The 18,211-nt window shown below is 68.7% G+C and carries 16 protein-coding genes; 5 read left to right on the plus strand and 11 right to left on the minus strand.

The window, feature by feature from the left end:
• Positions 1–334 precede the first annotated feature (334 nt).
• Together ACQEU1_RS32355 and ACQEU1_RS32360 are read left to right on the plus strand one after the other, a co-directional pair.
• Positions 335–1,048, plus strand: a complete 714-nt coding sequence (locus tag ACQEU1_RS32355) for a response regulator (protein ID WP_433209898.1) — start codon at positions 335–337, stop codon at positions 1,046–1,048.
• A 143-nt stretch (positions 1,049–1,191) separates the two neighbouring features.
• A complete protein-coding gene (locus ACQEU1_RS32360) occupies positions 1,192–2,052 on the plus strand; it encodes a DNA-3-methyladenine glycosylase family protein (RefSeq protein ID WP_433209900.1) in 861 nt (286 codons plus the stop codon).
• On the opposite strand, the gene ACQEU1_RS32365 is transcribed toward ACQEU1_RS32360, so the two are convergent.
• Positions 1,958–2,905, minus strand: coding sequence for a serine/threonine-protein kinase (locus ACQEU1_RS32365; RefSeq protein WP_433209902.1), 948 nt, complete (start codon positions 2,903–2,905; stop codon positions 1,958–1,960). The two genes, ACQEU1_RS32360 and ACQEU1_RS32365, sit on opposite strands and share 95 nt — an antisense overlap.
• A gap of 16 nt (positions 2,906–2,921) precedes the next feature.
• Positions 2,922–4,295, minus strand: a complete 1,374-nt coding sequence (locus ACQEU1_RS32370) for an N-6 DNA methylase (RefSeq protein ID WP_433209904.1) — start codon at positions 4,293–4,295, stop codon at positions 2,922–2,924.
• A 52-nt stretch (positions 4,296–4,347) separates the two neighbouring features.
• On the opposite strand from ACQEU1_RS32370, the gene ACQEU1_RS32375 reads away from it, so the two are divergent.
• Entirely contained in the window at positions 4,348–5,043 is a 696-nt protein-coding gene (locus tag ACQEU1_RS32375; RefSeq protein WP_433209906.1) for a PP2C family protein-serine/threonine phosphatase, read from the plus strand.
• 518 nt (positions 5,044–5,561) lie between these two features.
• Here ACQEU1_RS32375 and ACQEU1_RS32380 read toward each other — a convergent pair.
• From ACQEU1_RS32380 to ACQEU1_RS32390, 3 genes are all read right to left on the minus strand, one after another.
• Entirely contained in the window at positions 5,562–7,334 is a 1,773-nt protein-coding gene (locus ACQEU1_RS32380) for an alpha/beta hydrolase (RefSeq protein WP_433209908.1), read from the minus strand.
• A 176-nt stretch (positions 7,335–7,510) separates the two neighbouring features.
• Positions 7,511–8,401, minus strand: coding sequence for a helix-turn-helix transcriptional regulator (locus ACQEU1_RS32385; RefSeq protein WP_433209910.1), 891 nt, complete (start codon positions 8,399–8,401; stop codon positions 7,511–7,513).
• 38 nt (positions 8,402–8,439) lie between these two features.
• A complete protein-coding gene (locus tag ACQEU1_RS32390; RefSeq protein WP_433209912.1) occupies positions 8,440–9,261 on the minus strand; it encodes an oxidoreductase in 822 nt (273 codons plus the stop codon).
• A 124-nt stretch (positions 9,262–9,385) separates the two neighbouring features.
• Here ACQEU1_RS32390 and ACQEU1_RS32395 point away from each other — a divergent pair, with 124 nt between their 5' ends.
• Positions 9,386–9,913 (plus strand): TetR family transcriptional regulator, encoded by a 528-nt coding sequence (locus tag ACQEU1_RS32395; protein ID WP_433209914.1) that lies wholly within the window; start codon positions 9,386–9,388, stop codon positions 9,911–9,913.
• A 13-nt stretch (positions 9,914–9,926) separates the two neighbouring features.
• Here ACQEU1_RS32395 and cobF read toward each other — a convergent pair whose 3' ends face one another.
• The 6 genes from cobF to ACQEU1_RS32425 all read right to left on the minus strand — a co-directional run bounded on the left by cobF (position 9,927) and on the right by ACQEU1_RS32425 (position 17,500).
• The gene (gene cobF / locus ACQEU1_RS32400; RefSeq protein ID WP_433209916.1) at positions 9,927–10,670 is read right to left on the minus strand and encodes a precorrin-6A synthase (deacetylating); all 744 of its coding nucleotides are present in this window, start codon (positions 10,668–10,670) and stop codon (positions 9,927–9,929) included.
• 13 nt (positions 10,671–10,683) lie between these two features.
• Positions 10,684–11,904: a phenylacetate--CoA ligase family protein gene (locus ACQEU1_RS32405; RefSeq protein WP_433209918.1), complete on the minus strand. Its 1,221-nt coding sequence runs from the start codon at positions 11,902–11,904 to the stop codon at positions 10,684–10,686.
• The gene (locus ACQEU1_RS32410) at positions 11,904–14,357 is read right to left on the minus strand and encodes an acyl-CoA reductase (RefSeq protein ID WP_433209920.1); all 2,454 of its coding nucleotides are present in this window, start codon (positions 14,355–14,357) and stop codon (positions 11,904–11,906) included. Before ACQEU1_RS32410 ends, ACQEU1_RS32405 begins: the two co-directional genes overlap by 1 nt.
• Positions 14,354–15,448: a hypothetical protein gene (locus ACQEU1_RS32415; RefSeq protein WP_433209922.1), complete on the minus strand. Its 1,095-nt coding sequence runs from the start codon at positions 15,446–15,448 to the stop codon at positions 14,354–14,356. The genes ACQEU1_RS32410 and ACQEU1_RS32415 overlap by 4 nt, the downstream gene beginning before the upstream one ends.
• Before the next feature lie 38 nt (positions 15,449–15,486).
• Entirely contained in the window at positions 15,487–16,641 is a 1,155-nt protein-coding gene (locus ACQEU1_RS32420) for a GNAT family N-acetyltransferase (RefSeq protein ID WP_433209924.1), read from the minus strand.
• A gap of 220 nt (positions 16,642–16,861) precedes the next feature.
• On the minus strand, positions 16,862–17,500 hold the full coding sequence (locus ACQEU1_RS32425) for a peptidylprolyl isomerase (RefSeq protein ID WP_433209926.1): 639 nt from the start codon (positions 17,498–17,500) through the stop codon (positions 16,862–16,864).
• Positions 17,501–17,556: 56 nt separating this feature from the next.
• On the opposite strand from ACQEU1_RS32425, the gene ACQEU1_RS32430 reads away from it, so the two are divergent.
• Complete coding sequence (locus tag ACQEU1_RS32430) at positions 17,557–18,189, plus strand: hypothetical protein (protein WP_433209928.1); 633 nt, start codon at positions 17,557–17,559, stop codon at positions 18,187–18,189.
• The last annotated feature ends 22 nt before the right edge of the window (positions 18,190–18,211 follow it).

An 18,211-nucleotide genomic window follows, 5' to 3' on the forward strand; every position in this document is an offset into this window, starting at 1 on the left:
GTGCCGTAACGGTCGCACGGCGGCGATAGGCCCGTTGGCGGCATGCGTTGGAGCAGTAGGACCTGCGTTGCTCGGAGGTGGCGGGAGGCAGCGCGCCGTCGCACAGAGCGCAACGTCCGGTGCTGGTCATGAGTCCCTCTCCGCAAGCCGTAACGGCAGGAGGTTCCTGTCTCGCTCCGGCGTTTGCGCTGTTCGTGGGCGGTGGCCCGAGGTGTGCAACCCGTTACGCCTCCGTGCGCGTGAGACGGTTCGCAACCTGCTCGTTATGCATCCCTTCCCGGCTTCCTCGTTCGGGAACAAACTGGAAGCTGGTCCGGTCTGACAGGGAGTGCGCATGACGTTGACGACGAGCACCTCGTGGGCGAGCGCAGGGCTGCAGCTCGTGGACAAACCGCGCACGATCACCGTCGGCATCGCCGATGACGAGGTGCTGATCCGCACGGGTGTCCGCGGTGTGCTGGAGCGCAGCGGCAACGTCGCGGTGGTCGGCGAGGCGGGCGACGGCGGCGGGGCGTTGGAGCTCGCGCGGCGGCAACGTCCGCAGGTGCTGCTGATGGACGCGTCCATGCCCGGCATGGAAGGCCTCGCGGCGGTGCGGATGGTGCGCAGGCACGTGCCGGGCACCCAGGTGATCATGCTGTGCACCCCGCAGACCGAAGAGATGTTGTTCCCGGCGTTGCGCGCGGGCGCGGCGGGATTCCTGTTCAAGAACGGCGAACCGGACGCTCTCGTGAAGGCCGTGCGTGCCGTCGCCGCGGGAGAGGCGATGCTCTCGCCGTCCGCGACCCGTGCGCTGATCGACCACTTCACCGGCGCCGACTCGGAACGGCGGGACGCCGCGCGCAGCCGCATCGGCCTGCTCACCCGGCGGGAGCAGGAAGTGCTCGTGTACTTGGCGCAAGGCATGGCGAACGCACGCATCGCAAGGCTCATGTACCTCTCGGAGGGGGCTATCAAAGCCCACGTCAGCCGACTGCTGACGAAACTTCGGTGCGACAACCGCGTCCAGGCCGCTCTCATCGCACGCGACGCCGCCCTTCCCTGCTGAAATCCGACAACTCCTGCAACGGCGCGACGGTCAGCCTAGCCACGGATTTTCGCGCCGAGTAGCAGGTCACCCGGTTGGCCCCGTCCAGAATGATGTCGCTTTCCCGCCAGCGTCTCGGTTGGAATGGCGTCATGCTTGGTCACATGCCGCCGGCCACGTTCTCGGAACGCCTGCACTTTCAGGCACCTCTGTGCCCCGACAACCTGTTCGGCCACCTCATCGCCACCGCCGTGCCCGGCGTGGAGGAGTGGCGGGACGGTGTCTACCGGCGAACCTTGCGACTTCCTTGCGGATTCGGCATCGCGGCTTTGCAACCGTTCCCCGACCACGTGGCGTGCCGGCTGGAACTGTCGGATTCTCGCGATTCGGCAAGTGCTCTAGACCTTTGCCGGTTCCTTCTCGACCTCGACGTGGATCCATTCGCGGTCGATGAGGCGTTGTCGGCCGATCCGCTTTTGGCGCCGTTGGTGGCGGCTGCTCCTGGACGTCGTGTGCCGCGCACGGTGGACGGGGCGGAGTTCGCCGTGCGGGCCGTTCTGGGGCAGCAGGTGTCCACGAAGGCAGCGCGCACGCACGCCGCACGGCTCGTTGCGGCTCATGGGACGCCGGTGGGCGACTTGTTCCTGTTCCCGCTGTCGTTCGACGTTGCCGAGCTGGCGATGCCGGAGTCGCGGCGGAGGACGATGGCGGCGTTGCTGGGGGCGCTGGAGTCCGGTTTGGACCTTTCGCCGTCGGCTGACCGAGTCGTTGCGCGGGAATGGCTTTCGTCGTTGCCGGGGTTCGGGCCGTGGACCGTTGAGTCGATCCTGATGCGCTCTTTGGGGGATCCCGACGCGTTCCTGCCGACGGATCTCGGCATCCGGCTGGCCGCCGAGGCCCTGGGGCTGCCGTCGACGCCCGCGGCGCTGGTCAGGCGTGCGGAGGCGTGGCGGCCGTGGCGGGCGTACGCGGTGCAGCACCTGTGGGCGACCGGTGATCACGAGGTGAACCGAATCCCGGCCTGACCTGCACGCTCGCGTACATCGCCGTCGAGTCCTGGCGGACGAAGCCGGGCAGCGGCGGCGGGTTCTGCGCGAACTGTTGGAGGGCTTCGAAAACGTCGAGCGCCGTGTCGGGGCGTCCGTCGGGTTCCTTGGCCAGCAGGCTTTGCAGCGTCGCGTTGAGCGGCCCTGGTACCTGCGGCGGTGCCTCTTTGACGTGCTTGTCGAACACCGCGTAGGCCGTGGGGCCGGTGAAGAGTTGTTCGCCCGTCAGCATTTCGTGCAGCACGCAGCCGAGGGCGTACAGGTCGCTCCTCGGTTCGGCGGTGCCGCGCTGGATCTGCTCAGGGGCCATGTAGCTCGGCGTGCCGAGGATCTGCCCGGCGCGGCTGAACGGGGCGACGTCGCTCTCCTTGAGCAGCGCGAGGCCGAAGTCCAGGACCTTCACCGCGCCGTCCGGGCACAGCATCAGGTTGGTGGGCTTGAGATCGCGGTGGCAGATGCCGCGGTCGTGCGCCGTGGTGAGGACTGCGGCTGCCTGCGCGGCGATGTTCGCGGCCCAGGCCTGCGGGAGAGGGCCGAACTCGCCGACGAGGTCCGCGACCGTGACGCCGTCGACGAACTGCATGACCTGGAAGAGGCGCTGCTCGTGCGTGCCGAAGTCGTACAGGACGGGCACTCCCGGGTGCTCCAGGCCGGCGACGATCCTGGCCTCGCGCGCGAACCGGTGCGCCACCTCGTCGTCGCTGCCGGGCAGCCTGAGCAGCTTGACCGCGATGCGCCGATCGAGCCTGAGGTCCCGTCCCTCGTGCACGGCACCCATGCCGCCCCGCCCCAGCGGCAGGTCGTCGATCTCGTAGCGGTCGGCGATCAGCACCGGTGAAGCCTAACCGTCACCGCGGGCCGATCTGGCCCTGCAGCAGGCCCGCGTACCCGATCCTGATCAGCTCGGCCGCGTCCCTGAGCTTCTCCTCCGCCTCTTTGAGCTGCTTGAAGGCCTGTCCGTACCTGCGTTGCTCGTCGATCGGCAGCGACGGGACCTGAGTTCTCCTGACGTCGAGCCTGGTCGAGCCCGTGGGGGTTCTGGCGAACGCGGCCTTGAGGACGCCTTCGAGGAAGTCCGGGTCGATCTTGCGCGGGTTGATCTCGTAGACGGCGCCTGTCGGCGATGCGACCGGGTGGCTGCCGGGTGCCTTGCGGACCAGCTCGCCGATGGTGGTCATCGGTGGGGCTACTTCTTGGAGCTCGGGCAAGGTCGGGGCTTCGAAGACCGCTTGGGTGTACTCGGACGCGTCCGTGCCGGTGCGCCGGGCCGGGCTCAGGTCCACGTCGTCGTCGAGCAGGTCGATGACCCTGGTGTTGGGGTCGAGCGGGCCCGGTGACTGGAGCAGGGCGATCTGTTCGGGGGCGCGGCCGATCGGGTTCCTGAGCAGCCAGAGGTCTCTTCCCGGCGTGACCGTGACGACGGCTCGGATGGCGCCTGCCCTCAGCAGGTTGCCGCGGATCCTCTTGCCCGGTCGCCTGGTCGCTGCGGCTGACGGGAGGAGTACCGCTACCAGTCCGCCGGGTTTGGTGAGGGAGAGGCAGTGTTGGAGCCAGGCCAATTCGGGTTCGCCTCGCGGCGGCAGGCCGTAGGTCCACCTGGTGTCGCCGACGAGTTCCTCGTGGCCCCAGGTCCGGTCGTGCCACGGCGGATCGCAGATGACCGCGTCGGCCTTCTCGTGGATCCCGTTGTGGCGCAGCGAGTCGCCGGTGAAGATCTGCGCCGCCGGCATCCTTCTCCTGGCGATGACCGCCGAGACGGGGTCGATCTCCTGGCCGATCTTGTTCTTGGCCTTCGACGCCTTGAGCAGGCTGCCCGTGCCGCACGCGGGGTCGATCACCGTGTGGCCGTCGGTGGTGGTGATCAGTGCTTCGATGACTTCTGGCGGTGTGGGGTTGAGCAGCCGTGAGTGCGCTTCGAGGTAACGCTCGTGCAGGAACTCGAACGTCGTGTCGTCCGTTTCCGTGTTGGCCAGTGCCTCACCGAGACGGAGGTCGTCGTGCGTCCGCAGCTGCGTCCACAACCTCTCCGCCGGCGACACCCGGAACGACTTCCCGTTGCGCCTGAGCCACACCTCGACGTCCCGCAGCAGGTACAACGGACTGGACGCCGTCCCGCCGACCGGCGAGGGAAAGTCCTCGAACCGCCGCCGCCAGTTGGACACGGCCGCCCGCCCCACCTCGGCGAGCCGCGCGATGTCCCCGGCGCTGACCGTCTCATCCATGTTCACAACCGTATTGCTTGTGAACTCACTTCACAACTGCTCTACTAGAAACATGACACACGAGCTGCGCATCGCCGTGGCCACCGATCCGGGGCTCGTCCGAGAGCACAACGAGGACTCGGTCTACGTCCGCCCGGACCTGCAGGCGGTGGCGGACGGCATGGGCGGCCACGAACACGGCGAAGTGGCAAGCGCGCTCGCGGTCAACGTCCTGGCCGACTGGCAGGGCGACCTGGGCCCAGCGGTAGCAGAGATAGCCCGCCGCCTGGACGCCGAAACCCCGAACGGCGCCGGCACGACCCTGACCGCCATCCGCTGGGAGGGCCTCGCCTTCCAACTGGCCCACATCGGCGACTCCCGCGCCTACGTCCTGCGCGAAGGCGAACTCCGCCAGCTCTCCCACGACCACACCATGGTCCAGGCCCTGGTGGACGCCGGCCGCATGACGCCGGAGGAGGCGTTGGTGCACCCGCGGCGTGCGTATGTGCTGCGGGCCTTGCAGTCCGGCAACTCGCACGACCCCGACCTGTCCTGGCACCAGGCCAAGGTGGACGACCGGTACCTGCTGTGCAGCGACGGCCTCACCGACTACACGGACCTGGAGGACGTGCACGAGGTCCTGCTGTCCACCGAGGACGGGACCGAGGCGGCGTGGCAGCTGATCGCGCTGGCCAACGGCAACGGCGGGCCGGACAACATCACGTGCGTGATCGTGGACGTGATCCGCAAGAAGTGGTGGCAGCGCTAGGTTTCGTCCGGGAGTCCGGGAGTCCGGGAGTCCGGGAGTCCGGGAGTCCGGGAGTCCGGGAGTCCGGGAGTCCGGGAGTCCGGGAGTCCGGGAGTCCGGGGTCAAGGGGTTCCGGGGGTCAACGGGTCCGGAGGTCAAGGGGTCCGGCAGTTGTCGTGTGGTCTGGGAGTGTCAGACCCTCTGAGTACGTTGGGTCGCGGGGGATCCTGCATCCGAGGGGACCCTTGCGTCAGCCTGCCGACGCAGCACCAGCGGACCCGTCGCGCCAGCCCGCCGGGTGGTAATCGCCCTGCTTGGCCGCCGGTGTGCGGCAGGCTGCTCGCGGACTTGGCCGCCCCGCCTGCCTGCTGCCCGCCTGCCACCCCGCCCGGCCAACCACCTCGCCCGGCCAACCACCCCGCCCCGACCCCCGCAACCAGCCGGCGCACCCCAACCCGTTGCCCACCAACGGCTTCCCCACCAGACATGGAAACGGCCCCGGCGCGCAACGCGCGCCGGGGCCGCAGCCTCAAGGGGTGTTACAGGTTGGCCGGCATGCCCGACTCGTCGGCCGCCGCCGTGGACGACCCGCTGAGCAGGTCCTTCACGATCTTGTTGGCCTGCTTCACGGCCGGCGTGATCATCTTGATCTGCACCTTGCCGTTGGTCAGCTTGCCGCCGACGTCGTAGGTCTTGTCCTCGTTGGGCAGCGGCACGGCCTGGCAGCCGGTGAACTGCTTGCGCGGGGTGGCGCCGGTCTGGAAGTAGAAGACGATCGGGTCGTCGACGCAGTCCGTGTTGTACGGGAACAGGCCGTGCGAGCCCTCGTTGTCGACGCTGATCATCTTGGCGTTCGGCAGGGCCTTGGCCGTGGCGAGGCCGCCCTCGTAGGCGGTGGCGGCGTCGAGCTCGGCCTGGGCGACGAGGAGGCGCGGGAACGTCTTCTTGTCCGGCTTCGGCATCGAGGTCTTGGCCGGCCAGTAGGCGCAGAGCGGGGTGCTCATGAACGGCGCGATGAACGGCGCGTTCACGGTCAGGTCCGCGAGCCAGTAGTTCCAGTAGTGCAGGTTCTGGTTCCACTGGCCGTCCTGGCAGCGGATCGCCTCGAAGGTGGCGTCCCAGGTCTCGACCTCGGCGGCGGCGGTCGTCGACTTGACGGCCACGCGCTCCTTCTTGGCGATGGCGTTGAGGGCGTTGGTCTTGGCCTTCGCGATGAACGCCTTGTTCTCGTCCGAAGTACCCGGAACGGTCAGCATCTTGGCGACGATCTGCTCGACCTTCTCCGAATCGGAAGCGGCCGGGTTGGTCGCGTCGATCACGGAGGCGACGGCCGAGGCGGCCACGTGGTACTGCGAGGTGTCGTACATCGCCGGGATCACGAACCACGCGACGAAGAGCTGGCCGACGAACTCACGGGTGCCGCCGCCCTTCTCCCACTTGCGGCGGATCTCCATCGGGTCGGTGCCCTGGCCGTACTTGTCGGCGCTGCGGGCCATGAACGGCAGCAGCGCTTCCTGGAACTGGCGGTCGCGGGTGCGCGGCTGCAGGTCCCAGGTGTTCTCGAGGGTCGACTGCGAGGCGTCGACGGCCGAGTCGAGCAGCATGCGGTGGACCTTCGACGCGAACGTCGAGGCGTACCAGGTGCCGAGCCACGTGCCGTACGAGTAGCCGATGTAGCTCATCTTCTTCTCGCCGAGCAGGACACGGATGAAGTCCATGTCGTACGTGGTCTGCTCGGTGGTGATGAACTGCGTGAGCGGGTTCTCGAGGCAGCCGTCGACCTTGGCCTTGTTCAGCACGTTGACGTCGGTGCTGTTCGGCACGGTGTAGCTGCAGGTGAGCGGCGTGGAGAGGCCGACGCCGCGCGGGTCGAACCCGATGAAGTCGTACTGTCCCGCGAGGACCGGGGTGCGCAGGGCCATCGCCGCGCCCCACGGCAGGCCGGAACCGCCGGGGCCACCGGGGTTCACGAGCGCGATGCCCTGACGGCTGGTGCCCTTGTAGGCGGTCTCGGTCTTGGAGACGCGGATGCCGATCGTGTTGCCGTCGGCCGGGTTGTGCCAGTCGCGCGGGACCTGGACGGTCGCGCAGGCGAGGCCCTTGACGGTCTTGAACTTGTCCACTGTGGCCGGGTCGACGCCGGGGAAGGTGCACTCCTCCCAGGTCACCTTCTGCTTGGCGAGCGCACCCGCGAGCGCGGCCGTGTCCGGGTCCTGCTTGGCGGCGGCGGTCGCGGCCGGGGTGAGCACGAGGCTCGACGCGATCAACGCCCCCGTCACCGCGGCGATGCCGCCTCTGAAGTACTTCCTCACGGTGGATCCCCTTCTGCCCCCGCACGGCCCGATGGAGCCGTGCTTGCAACAGAGGAGAAAGGGAAAACGCCGCGTTTAACACTCCTGGGTGATGGCAGAAAGTCGCCATGGCAGGAAACCGTCACCGATCGTGTTCGCAGAGTGACCACGATCGAGCAACCAAACACGAGGAGTGACTAAAGCCAACCTCGCCGTGACGCCTGGACGCCGAGCTGGAACCGGGTCTGCGCCCCCAGCAACTGCTGCAACCGGCTCACCCGGCGATGCACCGTCCGCTCGCTGACACCCAGTTCGCGGGCGATCGACTCATCGGTCAGACCCGCGCTGAGCAGCGCCATCAGTCGGCGGGTGGCGGTGGTCGGCTCCTGCTGGGTGTCCTCGTGACCCCCAGGCGTGATCGACACCGCCATCCGCCAGAACGCCTCGAACAACTCACTCAACGCGCTCAGTAGCACGGACGGGTGAATGAGAAGTGCTACGACGTTCCCGCCCGTCACGGTCGGAACCGCGATCAACGCCCTGTCCGAGTCGGCGATCACCAGCTTCAACGGCACCCCTGGGAACGTCCGCGCCTGCTCGCCCGCCGAGATGCTCTCCTGCACCGACGCGAACCCGCGCTCGGTCTGCAGCAACGCCGACTCGTAGACCACCCGGTACCCGACCCCGCGGGCCAGCGCCGGAGGCTGTGCGGGACTCGCCTCCGGCTGCGGGCTCAGGTACGAACCCGGATCCAGCGCCCGGATCTCCGTCTTCGCCTGGCTCTGCATCTCCTCGAACGCGCTGATCACCTCGTCCGCGTCCTTGAGCACCTCGACGAAGTCGACCTCCTTCGCCCCGTGCGAGGCGTACGCGGCGGCGAGCACCTCCGCGGTCTCGCGCGCCCGGACGGCCGCGGCCTCGTGACTCGACGCGATGGCGGCCAGCGCGGACCGCGGCGGCCGCACCTCGTCGTCCCTGACCAGTCCCAGCCGCTTCAGCTCGTCCTGCGCCGCCCCTGGCTCGCTCGCGGCACCTCGCAGCATCGCCAGGTACAGCTGCTCGGCCTCACGCGACAGCCCCTCGTGCACACGACTCCCCTCGGTGGTGCTGAACCGAAGGTACCTGGTCAGACACGCCCCGCGCGGCGCATGGCCCCGAGGAACAACGCGTCGAACCCGCGGTCCGGCAGCACCCGGCGCGCGAACAGGATCGGGCCCGCGCCGAACCCCGCCGCGTACCTCGTGCGAGGCCGCCGCGCCCGAGCCGCCTTCACGATCACGTCCGCGATCACCTTGGGTTCCGAACCGCGCTCGACCTGACCGAAGAACGCCGACAGCTGCCGCACCTGCTCCTTGTACGCGCCCTCGCCGGACCGCTTGCGCAGGTTGTCGACGGCGATCCCGCCCCACTCCGTCTTGATCGCGCCGGGCTGGATCACCACGACGTCGATCCCGAACGGCTTGAGCTCCAGCCGCAACGAGTCGCTCAGCCCCTCGACCGCGAACTTCGTCGAGTGGTACCAGCCGCCGAGCGGTTCGTAGATCTTGCCGCCGATCGACGACACGTTCACGATCCGACCGCTGCGCTGTGCGCGCATGTGCGGCACAACGAGCTGCACCAGCCGTGCGAGCCCGAACACGTTCACCTCGAACTGGTACTTGCCCTCCGACAGCGGCACGTCCTCGAACGCGCCGTACGACCCGTAGCCGGCGTTGTTCACGAGCACGTCGATGCGCCCGGACTCCGCGATGACCTGCTTGACGCCCGCGACCATCGACTCGTCGTCGGTCACGTCCATCTCCAGCACCTTGATGCCCTGCGCCGCGAGGCCCTCCATGCGCTGCACCCGGCGCGCCGCCGCGTAGACCGTGTAGCCGGCTTTGTGCAGCTCAACCGCCGTGGACTCGCCGATGCCCGACGAAGCGCCCGTGACCAGTGCGACCTTCATGACCCGTTCCTCCCGCTGTTAACCAACCGGTTGGTTGCTAGAACCAGGCAACCACGTCCGCGGCGGCCTGTCAACTAACCGGTTAGTTGCCAGGACCAACCGGTTGGTTAGAATGGAGGGCGTGGTGAGGGACAAGGAAGCGACCAAGGCCAAGCTGCTGGACGCCGCGCTGGACGAGTTCTCCGAGTACGGCATCGCCGGCGCGCGCGTCGACCGCGTCGCCGCCAAGGCCGGCTGCAACAAGGCGATGATCTACGCCTACTTCGGCAGCAAGGAGGGCCTCTTCGACGAGCTGCTGAAGATCCAGATCGACCGCATGATCGAGTCGGTCCCGATCACCCCTGACGACCTGCCGGGTTACGCGGGCAGGCTGTTCGACTGCTACCGGGAGCAGCCGCAGATCCTCCGGCTCGCCGCGTACCACCGGCTGGAGAACGGCTTCGACACGCTGCCGGAGGCGGAGGTCCAGGCGCACCACTTCAAGGTCGCGTCCATCGCCCAGGCCCAGGCCGAGGGCTGGATCTCGTCGGCGTTCGACGCGGAGGACCTGCTCAACCTGGTCGTGCACATGTCGATCCTGGCGTTCAGCACCCCGAACGCGACGCGCGAGCTCGTCGAACGCGCGGTCCACCGCCTGATCACGGCCAGGTGACCAGGCCAAACGATCAAGGGCGGCGCAGCAGGTAGGTGTCCATGATCCAGCCCTTGCGCTCGCGGGCCTCCGACCGCACGGCGCGGATCTCCGCCGCCACGTCCCCGACCCGTCCCGACACCAGGATCTCGTCGGGCATCCCGAGGTACGCGCCCCAGTAGATCCACGTGTCGGGGTCCACACCCTCGAACGAGTACTGGGCGTCCAGCATCACGGCCACGTCGTCCACATCGGACGGCCACCCGGCGGCGAGCCGGCGCCCCGTGGTGATCTGCACGGGCTTCCCGACCTGGTTCAGCGACACCCGGTGGCCTGCGGTCAAAGCCGCGACCGACGTCACCCCTGGAATCACCTCCACCGAGAACGACTCCCCGCGCGCCAGCAGGTCGTCGAGGATCGCCAGCGTGGAGTCGTAGAGCGACGGGTCGCCCCACACCAGGAACGCGCCGACCTCGTCCTGACCCAGCTCCGCGAGCAGGCCCTGGACGACGTCGGCACGGTCACGGCGCCACGCGTCAATGGTCGCCTTGTAGTCGGCGGGGGTGCGGTCGCGATCCGGGTCCCGGCCCTCGACCCAGCGGTACGGCCGCGTCACGTGCTCGGCCAGGATCGACGCGCGCAGATCCACGAGCTCCTGCTTCACCGATCCCTTGTCGAGCACGAAGTACACGTCGACCGTCTGCAACGCCTTGACGGCCTGCACCGTCAGGTGGTCGGGGTTGCCCGCGCCGATACCGATGACCAGGATCTTTCGCACCCGGCCACACTAACTAGACGGCACGCTCGTCGAGGAGCCGGACGGTCTTGCCTGTGCGGGGATTCACCTCCAGCGCAGCAACCCACTCCACCGCGAGCGGCGCCACCACACCACGCCCGGCCTGCATCGCGAACCGCGGGCTGATCACGTCGACCTCGTCCCGCACCCGCGAAGGGTCCTGCTCGGCCGAGGCGATCCGCAGCACCAGCTGGTCCCGCGAGTCCACCCGCCGGATCACGACCTGCACGCCGTTGTGCACCACCCCGGCGCGGTCGACGGCGTCCCGCAGGTGGTCGAGGTGCAACGTCACCGGACCGATCCGCGCGCCCTCGTCGGCACGTCCGAGCAGCCGGAAGATGCCGTCCTCGACGTCCACCCACGCCGCCAGGTCGCCCACCGGGTACCGGATCATCGGCTGCAACCGGCGGGTCAGGTCGGTCTGCAGCAACCGGCCCGCCACACCGGGCGTGGTGATCGGCCGGCCCGTGTCGACGTCGACTATCTCCAGCACTGAGCTGTCGACGAACGCCCGGAACACCCGCGGGTCGTCCGAACCCAGCACCGCCGTGCCGATGATCCCGCCGTCCACGCTGCCGTAGACGAACGACCGGAACTCGGCCGCGGGAAACGCCGCGGCCAACAACGCGCGCTGGTCGTCGTACAGGGCCTCTCCGCTGAACAACACCAGCCGCACCGACGGCAGCGAACCGACCGTGGAGACGACGTGCGCGGCCAGGCGGGCCAGCGTGGTCGGGAAACCCGCGACGACCGAGGCGTCGAAGTCCTGCATCGTCGACAACGTGAACTCGACCGGCGCGCTGCCCGTGACCGGCAGCTGCACGAGGTCGATCGGGGAGCGCTGCAACGAGTTCAGCGCGAAGATGAAGCTGGAGTACAGCTCGCCGGCCGCGAACAGGTTCGCGATCCGGTCACCGTGCCGGAGTCCCGCCGCGGGAAGGGTTTCCGCGTACGTGTGACACATCGTGTCCCACTCCGCGTTGGTGTAGAAGGAAACGCGCGGGGCTCGCGTCGTGCCGCCGGTCTTGAAGATCAGGCCGTCGGTGTGCGGACCGGTCAGCACCTGGTTGTGCCGCACGGTGTTCGCGGCCCAGAACGCGGCCTGGTCGATCACCGGGAGCTCGGCCAACGGCGTCGACGAGTCGTAACCGTCGTAGAGCTCCTTGTAGAACGGCGAGTGCGTGCGCGCGTAGCAGACGAGGTCGAGTACGGACATCACGCGCTCCTGCGCTCGTCGACCACGGCGATCAGCTTGCCGCTGCTGCGCGTCCGCAGGAAGTCCGCCAGTGGAACGTTCTCCACTCGCACGGACAACAGCTCGTCCTGCTCCACGGCCTCTGCGACCTCGGCGTACTTCGACAGCAGCACGAGCTCGGTGGCGGCGGGCTCGGGTGCGCGGCCGCGTTCCAGCCGCACCACCAGCTCGTCGCGGGACGCGCCGTCGCTCAGTTCGACCTGCAACGCCCCGGAGTAGCCGAACTCGTCCTCCAGGATCGTGAGGAACCGCCGGTAGTTCAACGTCTGCGCGGCCGTGCGGAAGACGTCACCGGTGCGTCCGAGCAGCTCGAACCGCGGGGTCTGGCGATCGCACGGGCAGTCGCCGGGCACCCAGCGGCCCAGGTCGCCGATCTCGTACCGCTCCAGCCGCTGGCCACGCCGGGTGTGCGTGGTGACCACGAGCCGGCCGGTCGACGCCGGGCGATCGTCGTCGTCGAGGATCTCCAGCGTGTGCAGGCCGGTGAGCACGTGGTGCACCTTGCCCGTCGACGCCAGGCACTGGTACCCGATCGGTCCCGCGTCGACCGTCGCGTACGCCGCGGACCGGATCACCGCCACGCCGAACTCGTCCCGCAGCCGGGCGATGGCCTGCGCGCCGAAGTGCTCACCCGCGTAGAAGATCTTGCGGATGCCGCCGTACTCCTTCAGCAGTTCACCGTGCTCGGCGAAGAGCCGTTGCACGAACGAGGGGGCGGTGAGCAGCGTGTCGACGCGGTTGTCCACGATGGCCCGCGCGATCGCGTCCAGCTGACCCCACTCGCCGCCCATCGGGAACTGCACGGCGTTCATGCGTTCCAGCGCGGAGAAGAAGCTGACGAAGCTCGCGTACATGTGCCCGTTGAAGAACAGGTTCATGATCCGGTCGGTGCGCGGGTCGAGCCCGGTGGCGAGCAACGCCTCGGAGCCCACCCACATCTGCTCGTCCCAGTCGGCCCAGGTGTACGCGGAGAGCTTCGGCGCGCCCGAGCTGCCGCCGCTGCGGAAGTAGACGTCGGCAGGGCGGTCCTGCAACGTCTCGAAGTCCGCTTTCGCCGTCACCGGAACCCCGGGAACCGGCAGTTGCCGGGACTCGGCCAGCTCGTCGAGCGAGGCGTCGAACGCGAACCTGTCGTCGAGCTGCACCGACACCCGGTTGCTGTAGCGCTGCAACGCGTACACGCCGTCGTGCGGTTCGCCGCTGTAGCCGCCGAGCATCGAACCGGGCGTGGTGATCCGCTGCACGCCGACCGACGCGAACGCCCGCGCCAGCGCGGCGGTGTCCGGCCTGTCCGCCGCGAGCCCGACGGTCTGCAGGTACTGCCGCATCGGCCGCAGCACCGAGGTGATCTGCTTGCGCGGCAACGGCTTCACCCACACCGTCCGGAACAGAGGCGAGGTGCGCGGCGCGAACCGCACGTCCGCCAGCACCCGCCAGTGCGCACCGGCGTGCACCTTGGTGAACCCGAGGTGCTCTTCGAGCTGCGTCACGACGACCGTGTTCGTGATCTCCGCCCACTCGGCCTGCGACGGCTCGCGGGTCGGCGGCCCGGTCAGCTCCAGCACCGACGCGAACCGCTCGGCGAACGCGAAGACCTGCGAGGAGTCCTCGGTGTCGAGGTAGATCACCTGCGGGCTGGAGCACGCCTGCTGCTCCAGCTGGCAGACGTCCGCGGCCAGCGCGTGCAGAGTGTCCACATCGGACCAGAGGTCGGCCGTCAGGTAGGCGAACGACAGCTTCGGGCCCCAGTCGATCACCCGCGTGCCCGGCCGGACCAGCTCCCGGACGCCCGCGATCGCCTCCTCGCCGCCCCACACCGCGACGGCGTCGGCCGCGCCGAGCATCCGCGCGGTCCAGTCGGTGCGCGACGACGGGAAGTGCAGCACGACGAGCCGTGCGGCGATCTGGCCGGTCTGGTCGAGCTCGGCCAGCGACGCGAGGACGGAGGCCGTGAACCCGGAGTCGTCGGAGGCGACCTTCAGCACGTTGAGGTTGCCGGAGAGCAGGCCCTCGACGGCGCTCAGCACACCCGCGGCCGGGGCGTTGCCCGCCGTCACGTGGGCGAGCAGGCCGAGCGGGACCCATGCCTCGTAGGTGGGCGTGCGGAAGTCGAACCTGACCATCCGCGCGGGGTCGAGCGCGCCGAGCTCGCGCTGGAGCTTGCGTTCGAGCGAGGGCCTGCTCAGGGCGTGCCGCAACGCGTCCAGCGTCTCGTCGATCTCCGCCTCGGCCAGACCCCACTCGACGAGCGACGGCCGGTGCCGTTCCAGGTCCAGCTGCTCGGCGGCCGCGAGCACGACGAGCGGGTTCAGCCGCGGCCCGGTGATCACCTGCTGGGTGAGGTCGTCCAGGGTGTCGAGCCGCACGGACGCGGCCTCGTCGTCGATCCACGAACCTTGCCAGAGGTGCCTCATGCCTTGCCCTTCAGGAGTTCTGCGGCCGCGATCGCGCAGGACCGGTTGCGGGAGACGCCGGCGCGGCCGAGGATCTCGAACCACGGGGTCTCGTTGCCGCAACCGCACTCCTCAGGTGCGTGCAGTGCGGCCAGGTCGCCCATCAGCACGCTCTGCGCGGGCGCGGAGGTGATGTAGGGCGACATGAACTGGACGTAGCCGGACTGGCCGTGCGGCAACGGTTCCAGCGTCCGGACGTCCCGGACGATCGCACGTGACCACGTCGGCACGTGCAGGTTGTGGCGCGCGCACTCGACGTACGGCACCGAGTGCTCCACGGAGCCGTAGCTGTCGCGGATGCGTTCGTCGGGGATGCCGAGCATCTCCACGACCTTCGCGCGCAGGTCGGCCTTGGAGATCTGCTTGTCGGCGTCGCCCTTCCAGCCGCCGCCGAACCAGACCATCGAGTTCTCGTCGAGCCGCAACGGTTCCACGCCCATGGCGCGCATGCGGTCGATCGTGAAGCTGAGGAACGCGGGGAACCCGAAGATCCGCACGGGCTTGCCGTCGTCCGCGAACCGTTGCAACGCGTGGATGCTGCCGAACGCGTCGAACTCGTGCCCGGCGCCGGTGTGCGCGAGCCCGTACTCGACGGACTCGACCGGCGCGAAGTCGGTCATGAACTGCCCGGTGAACGAGCTGCCGAGCTTGACCGACGGCGTGGGCTGGTTGAGGTTGATCAGGTAGTTCGTCGGGGCCTCGGTGATGAATCCGTTGTGGTCGTAGATGCGCGCGACCATCCGCTGGCCCGCGCGCAACGTCCAGGCGTCCCAGAACATCTGCGACTTCTGCCCGGTCGTGCCGGACGACGTGGCGTGCACGACGACCTGGCCGCGCGGCACGGACAGCACCTCGTGCATCTTGAAGAAGTTGGCGTGCACGAACGGCTGCTCGGTGATGTCGTGCAGCGGCTTGCCGTTCCACAGGCTGCGGAAGAACTCGTTGCGTTCGGCGTGCCACCGGTTCGACTCGTTCATCGCTTCGAGGAACAGGTCGTCGTCGCTGTGGTCGTAAGGGGCAGCGATGTCGCACAGCGCCTGGACGGCGTTCAAGGACGAATCCGGCACCTTTGCCGGACCTAAGTGCGCGTTCATGCGCGAAACACTCCGTTGGTGTTGAGGAACTTCTGCGTCCACAGCTCGACGTACTGCTCGGTGAACGGCCGGAACGCCTCGTCGATCAGCAGGCCGCGGAAGTCGGGCGGCTGCGGCGTGTGCACCATGACGACGTAGTCGTGGAAGACCTCGCCGTCGCCGCGCATCGCCGGGTACAGCGCCACGGGCAGGAAACCGAACGCCAGCAACGCGCTCAGCTCGTCGAACTCGTGCAACGGCACCAGCGTCTCGACGTGCGGCGCGCCCAGCCCGGCGAGGGCGTCGATCACGCCGCCGAGGTGCGGCAGCAACGCCTGCGGGCTCGGCGTGGCGCCGAAGATCGTGCAGTAGCCGTCGTGGCGGTTGAGGTGGCCGTAGATCTGGTACTCGCCTTGCTCGTCGGCCAGCAGCACGTTCGGCCTGTGCAGCGGGTAGAACCGCCGCGCCGGGTCGTTGATCGTGCGCTCGAAGTGCCGCTGCACGAACTGCGGCGCCTCGATGACCTCGAGCCGGGACGTCCTGTTCTCGCTGAAGCCGTTGTCCTCGACGAACTCCGGCAGCGTCGGCAGTCCGAGCGCCGCATGTGTCGCGGTGACGAGCTTTTCGAGGCTCTTCGGGACCTTGTGCACTTCGGCGCGGCGTTCGAGGACGCCGTCGCGGTGCCGGGCGAGCAACGTCATCGTCTCGCGCCGGGCGTGTTTGAACAGGTTCGGGACGAGCCCGAGCGGGTGGAAACCGTTGCGCAGGCACACCCGCTGCGGCGCGAGGTGGACCGTGCGGGCGGTGCCGTAGACCGAGTCGACGTCGCCGCTCGCGAGCATCCGTTCGGTGATCTGCCCGACCGCGTGGTGCGCGATGCCGCCGCCCTGCGCGTCCGGGTCCACGACGAGCCCGGCGATCTTGCCGAGCCGGTCGGTGCTCTCGACGTGCCCGGTGATCGAGGCCCGGACCTCGCCGTCCTGCCGCCACACCAGCCACGTGGTGTGCGCGGACTCGATCTCGGCGGCCATGACGGCGGGGTCGGTGCCCATCGCGATGGGGTAGTTCGCGCCGTGCGCCCGCCGGTAGAGCCTGAGCAGGTCGTCGACGTCGTCGAGTCGAGCCGGCTCGAACTCGGGTAACACTTCCTGTGCCTCCTCCAATTGCTTCACCGAGGTAAGCACAGAAGGAGAGAAATCTATTCACGGTGGCGAGCGGGATCACACGAACCCTCAAATCCACCTTAATTAACAATGGTGCTAACGGGTGAATTCATGCAGGTAGGGCCTGTGATCGAGATCGCTGGCCGAATTTTCGCCTTTCTGAGACCTGTCAATTGCGCGGAAGTGGTCGCCGTTTCAACAAAACGGCGACCACTTCGAAAACGGGCAACTAGTGGGCGAGTACTTGCAGAATCCGGACAGGCTTCTTCGGCGCGCCGTCCAGCAACCCGTCCGGCTGCGGCACGATCCCGGCCTTCACGATCCGGTCGAGCGTGTCCATGCCGTACGTGACGTGACCCATCACGGTGTACACGGGCTGGATGTTGGCGAACGAGTGCACGATGAAGAACTCGCTGCCGTTCGTGCCCGGCCCCTGGTTCCCGTACGCGATGGTGCCGCGCGGGTACGTCTCCTTGCCGGTCACCTCGTCGGCGAACTTGTAGCCGGGCCCGCCCTCCTCGGCGCGGTAGATGTCACCGCACTGCAGCACGCCCAGGCGCGAGGTGTCCGTCAGCCGCCAGCACTGCGTCAGCGTGTAGAACCAGCTCCGCGCCAGGTGGGCGAAGTTCTCCACGCCGCACGGGGCGTTGGCGCGGTCGAGGTTCGCGATCACCACGCCGTAGTTAGTCACGATGGTGACCTTCACGGTGCCGCGGGCGGGCACCACGGCCCTGGGCGGCTGGACGGGGCGCGCCGCCGGGTTCTCGGGCGTCGGGGTGAACTCGCAGCGGACCGTGGGAGTGGCAGGCGCGGCGGACGCGACCGGGGCGAGGACGACCATCATCAGCACAGCGAGCAGTAGCCTCATGCGGACTGACCGTAGTCGCCGGATAACGCCTTGTCAGCCCACCTAGGTTGGGGTGCATGGGGGACGACGACCACACCGATGACTGGTCCACGCAGACCGTGTCGCTCCACGTGGACGCGGACGTCGCGACGACCGCGCGGCTCGTGCAGGAACGGCTCGGCATCGCGCTCACTAAGACGGAGGGCCGGGAGCACTACTCGGGGCTGGACGCGTCCGGTGTGGAGCTGTCCGTGTTCGGCAGCCGGCAGATCCTCCCGGGGACGCTGCTCGGGGAGGTCGACCCGGAACGGGCCTCGATCTACGTGCGGCACACCACGGTCGGGCATGCGATCGTCGAAGCGCTTTCCGGTCCGCCGTTCCACCTGAACTTCATCGCTCCGCGCAGTACCGCCGCGGACCAGCGCCGGGATGCCGCCTGGGACCGGGTCCTGTCCCGGCTGACCGGCGAGGGCTGGCAGGCGCACCTGATCATCGACGGTCCTCCCGCCGTGCTCCAGGGACACCTGCCCACCGGTGACGAGTTCGAGCTGAAGTGCCGGGGCGACCGCGTCGTCTTCTACGTCGACGAGGTGAGCGGGGCCCTGCACGAGGAAGAGATCGACTACCCGGACGCCGGGTTCATCGAGCCGGACGAGGCCCTTCGCGTCCTGCGGGACCTCCACCAGCGGTGGCTCACCCGCAGACCCTAAACGCCTTGTCAGCCCACCTGGG

The sequence above is a fragment of the Lentzea sp. CA-135723 genome (genome assembly GCF_050936595.1).
Classification (GTDB): domain Bacteria; phylum Actinomycetota; class Actinomycetes; order Mycobacteriales; family Pseudonocardiaceae; genus Lentzea.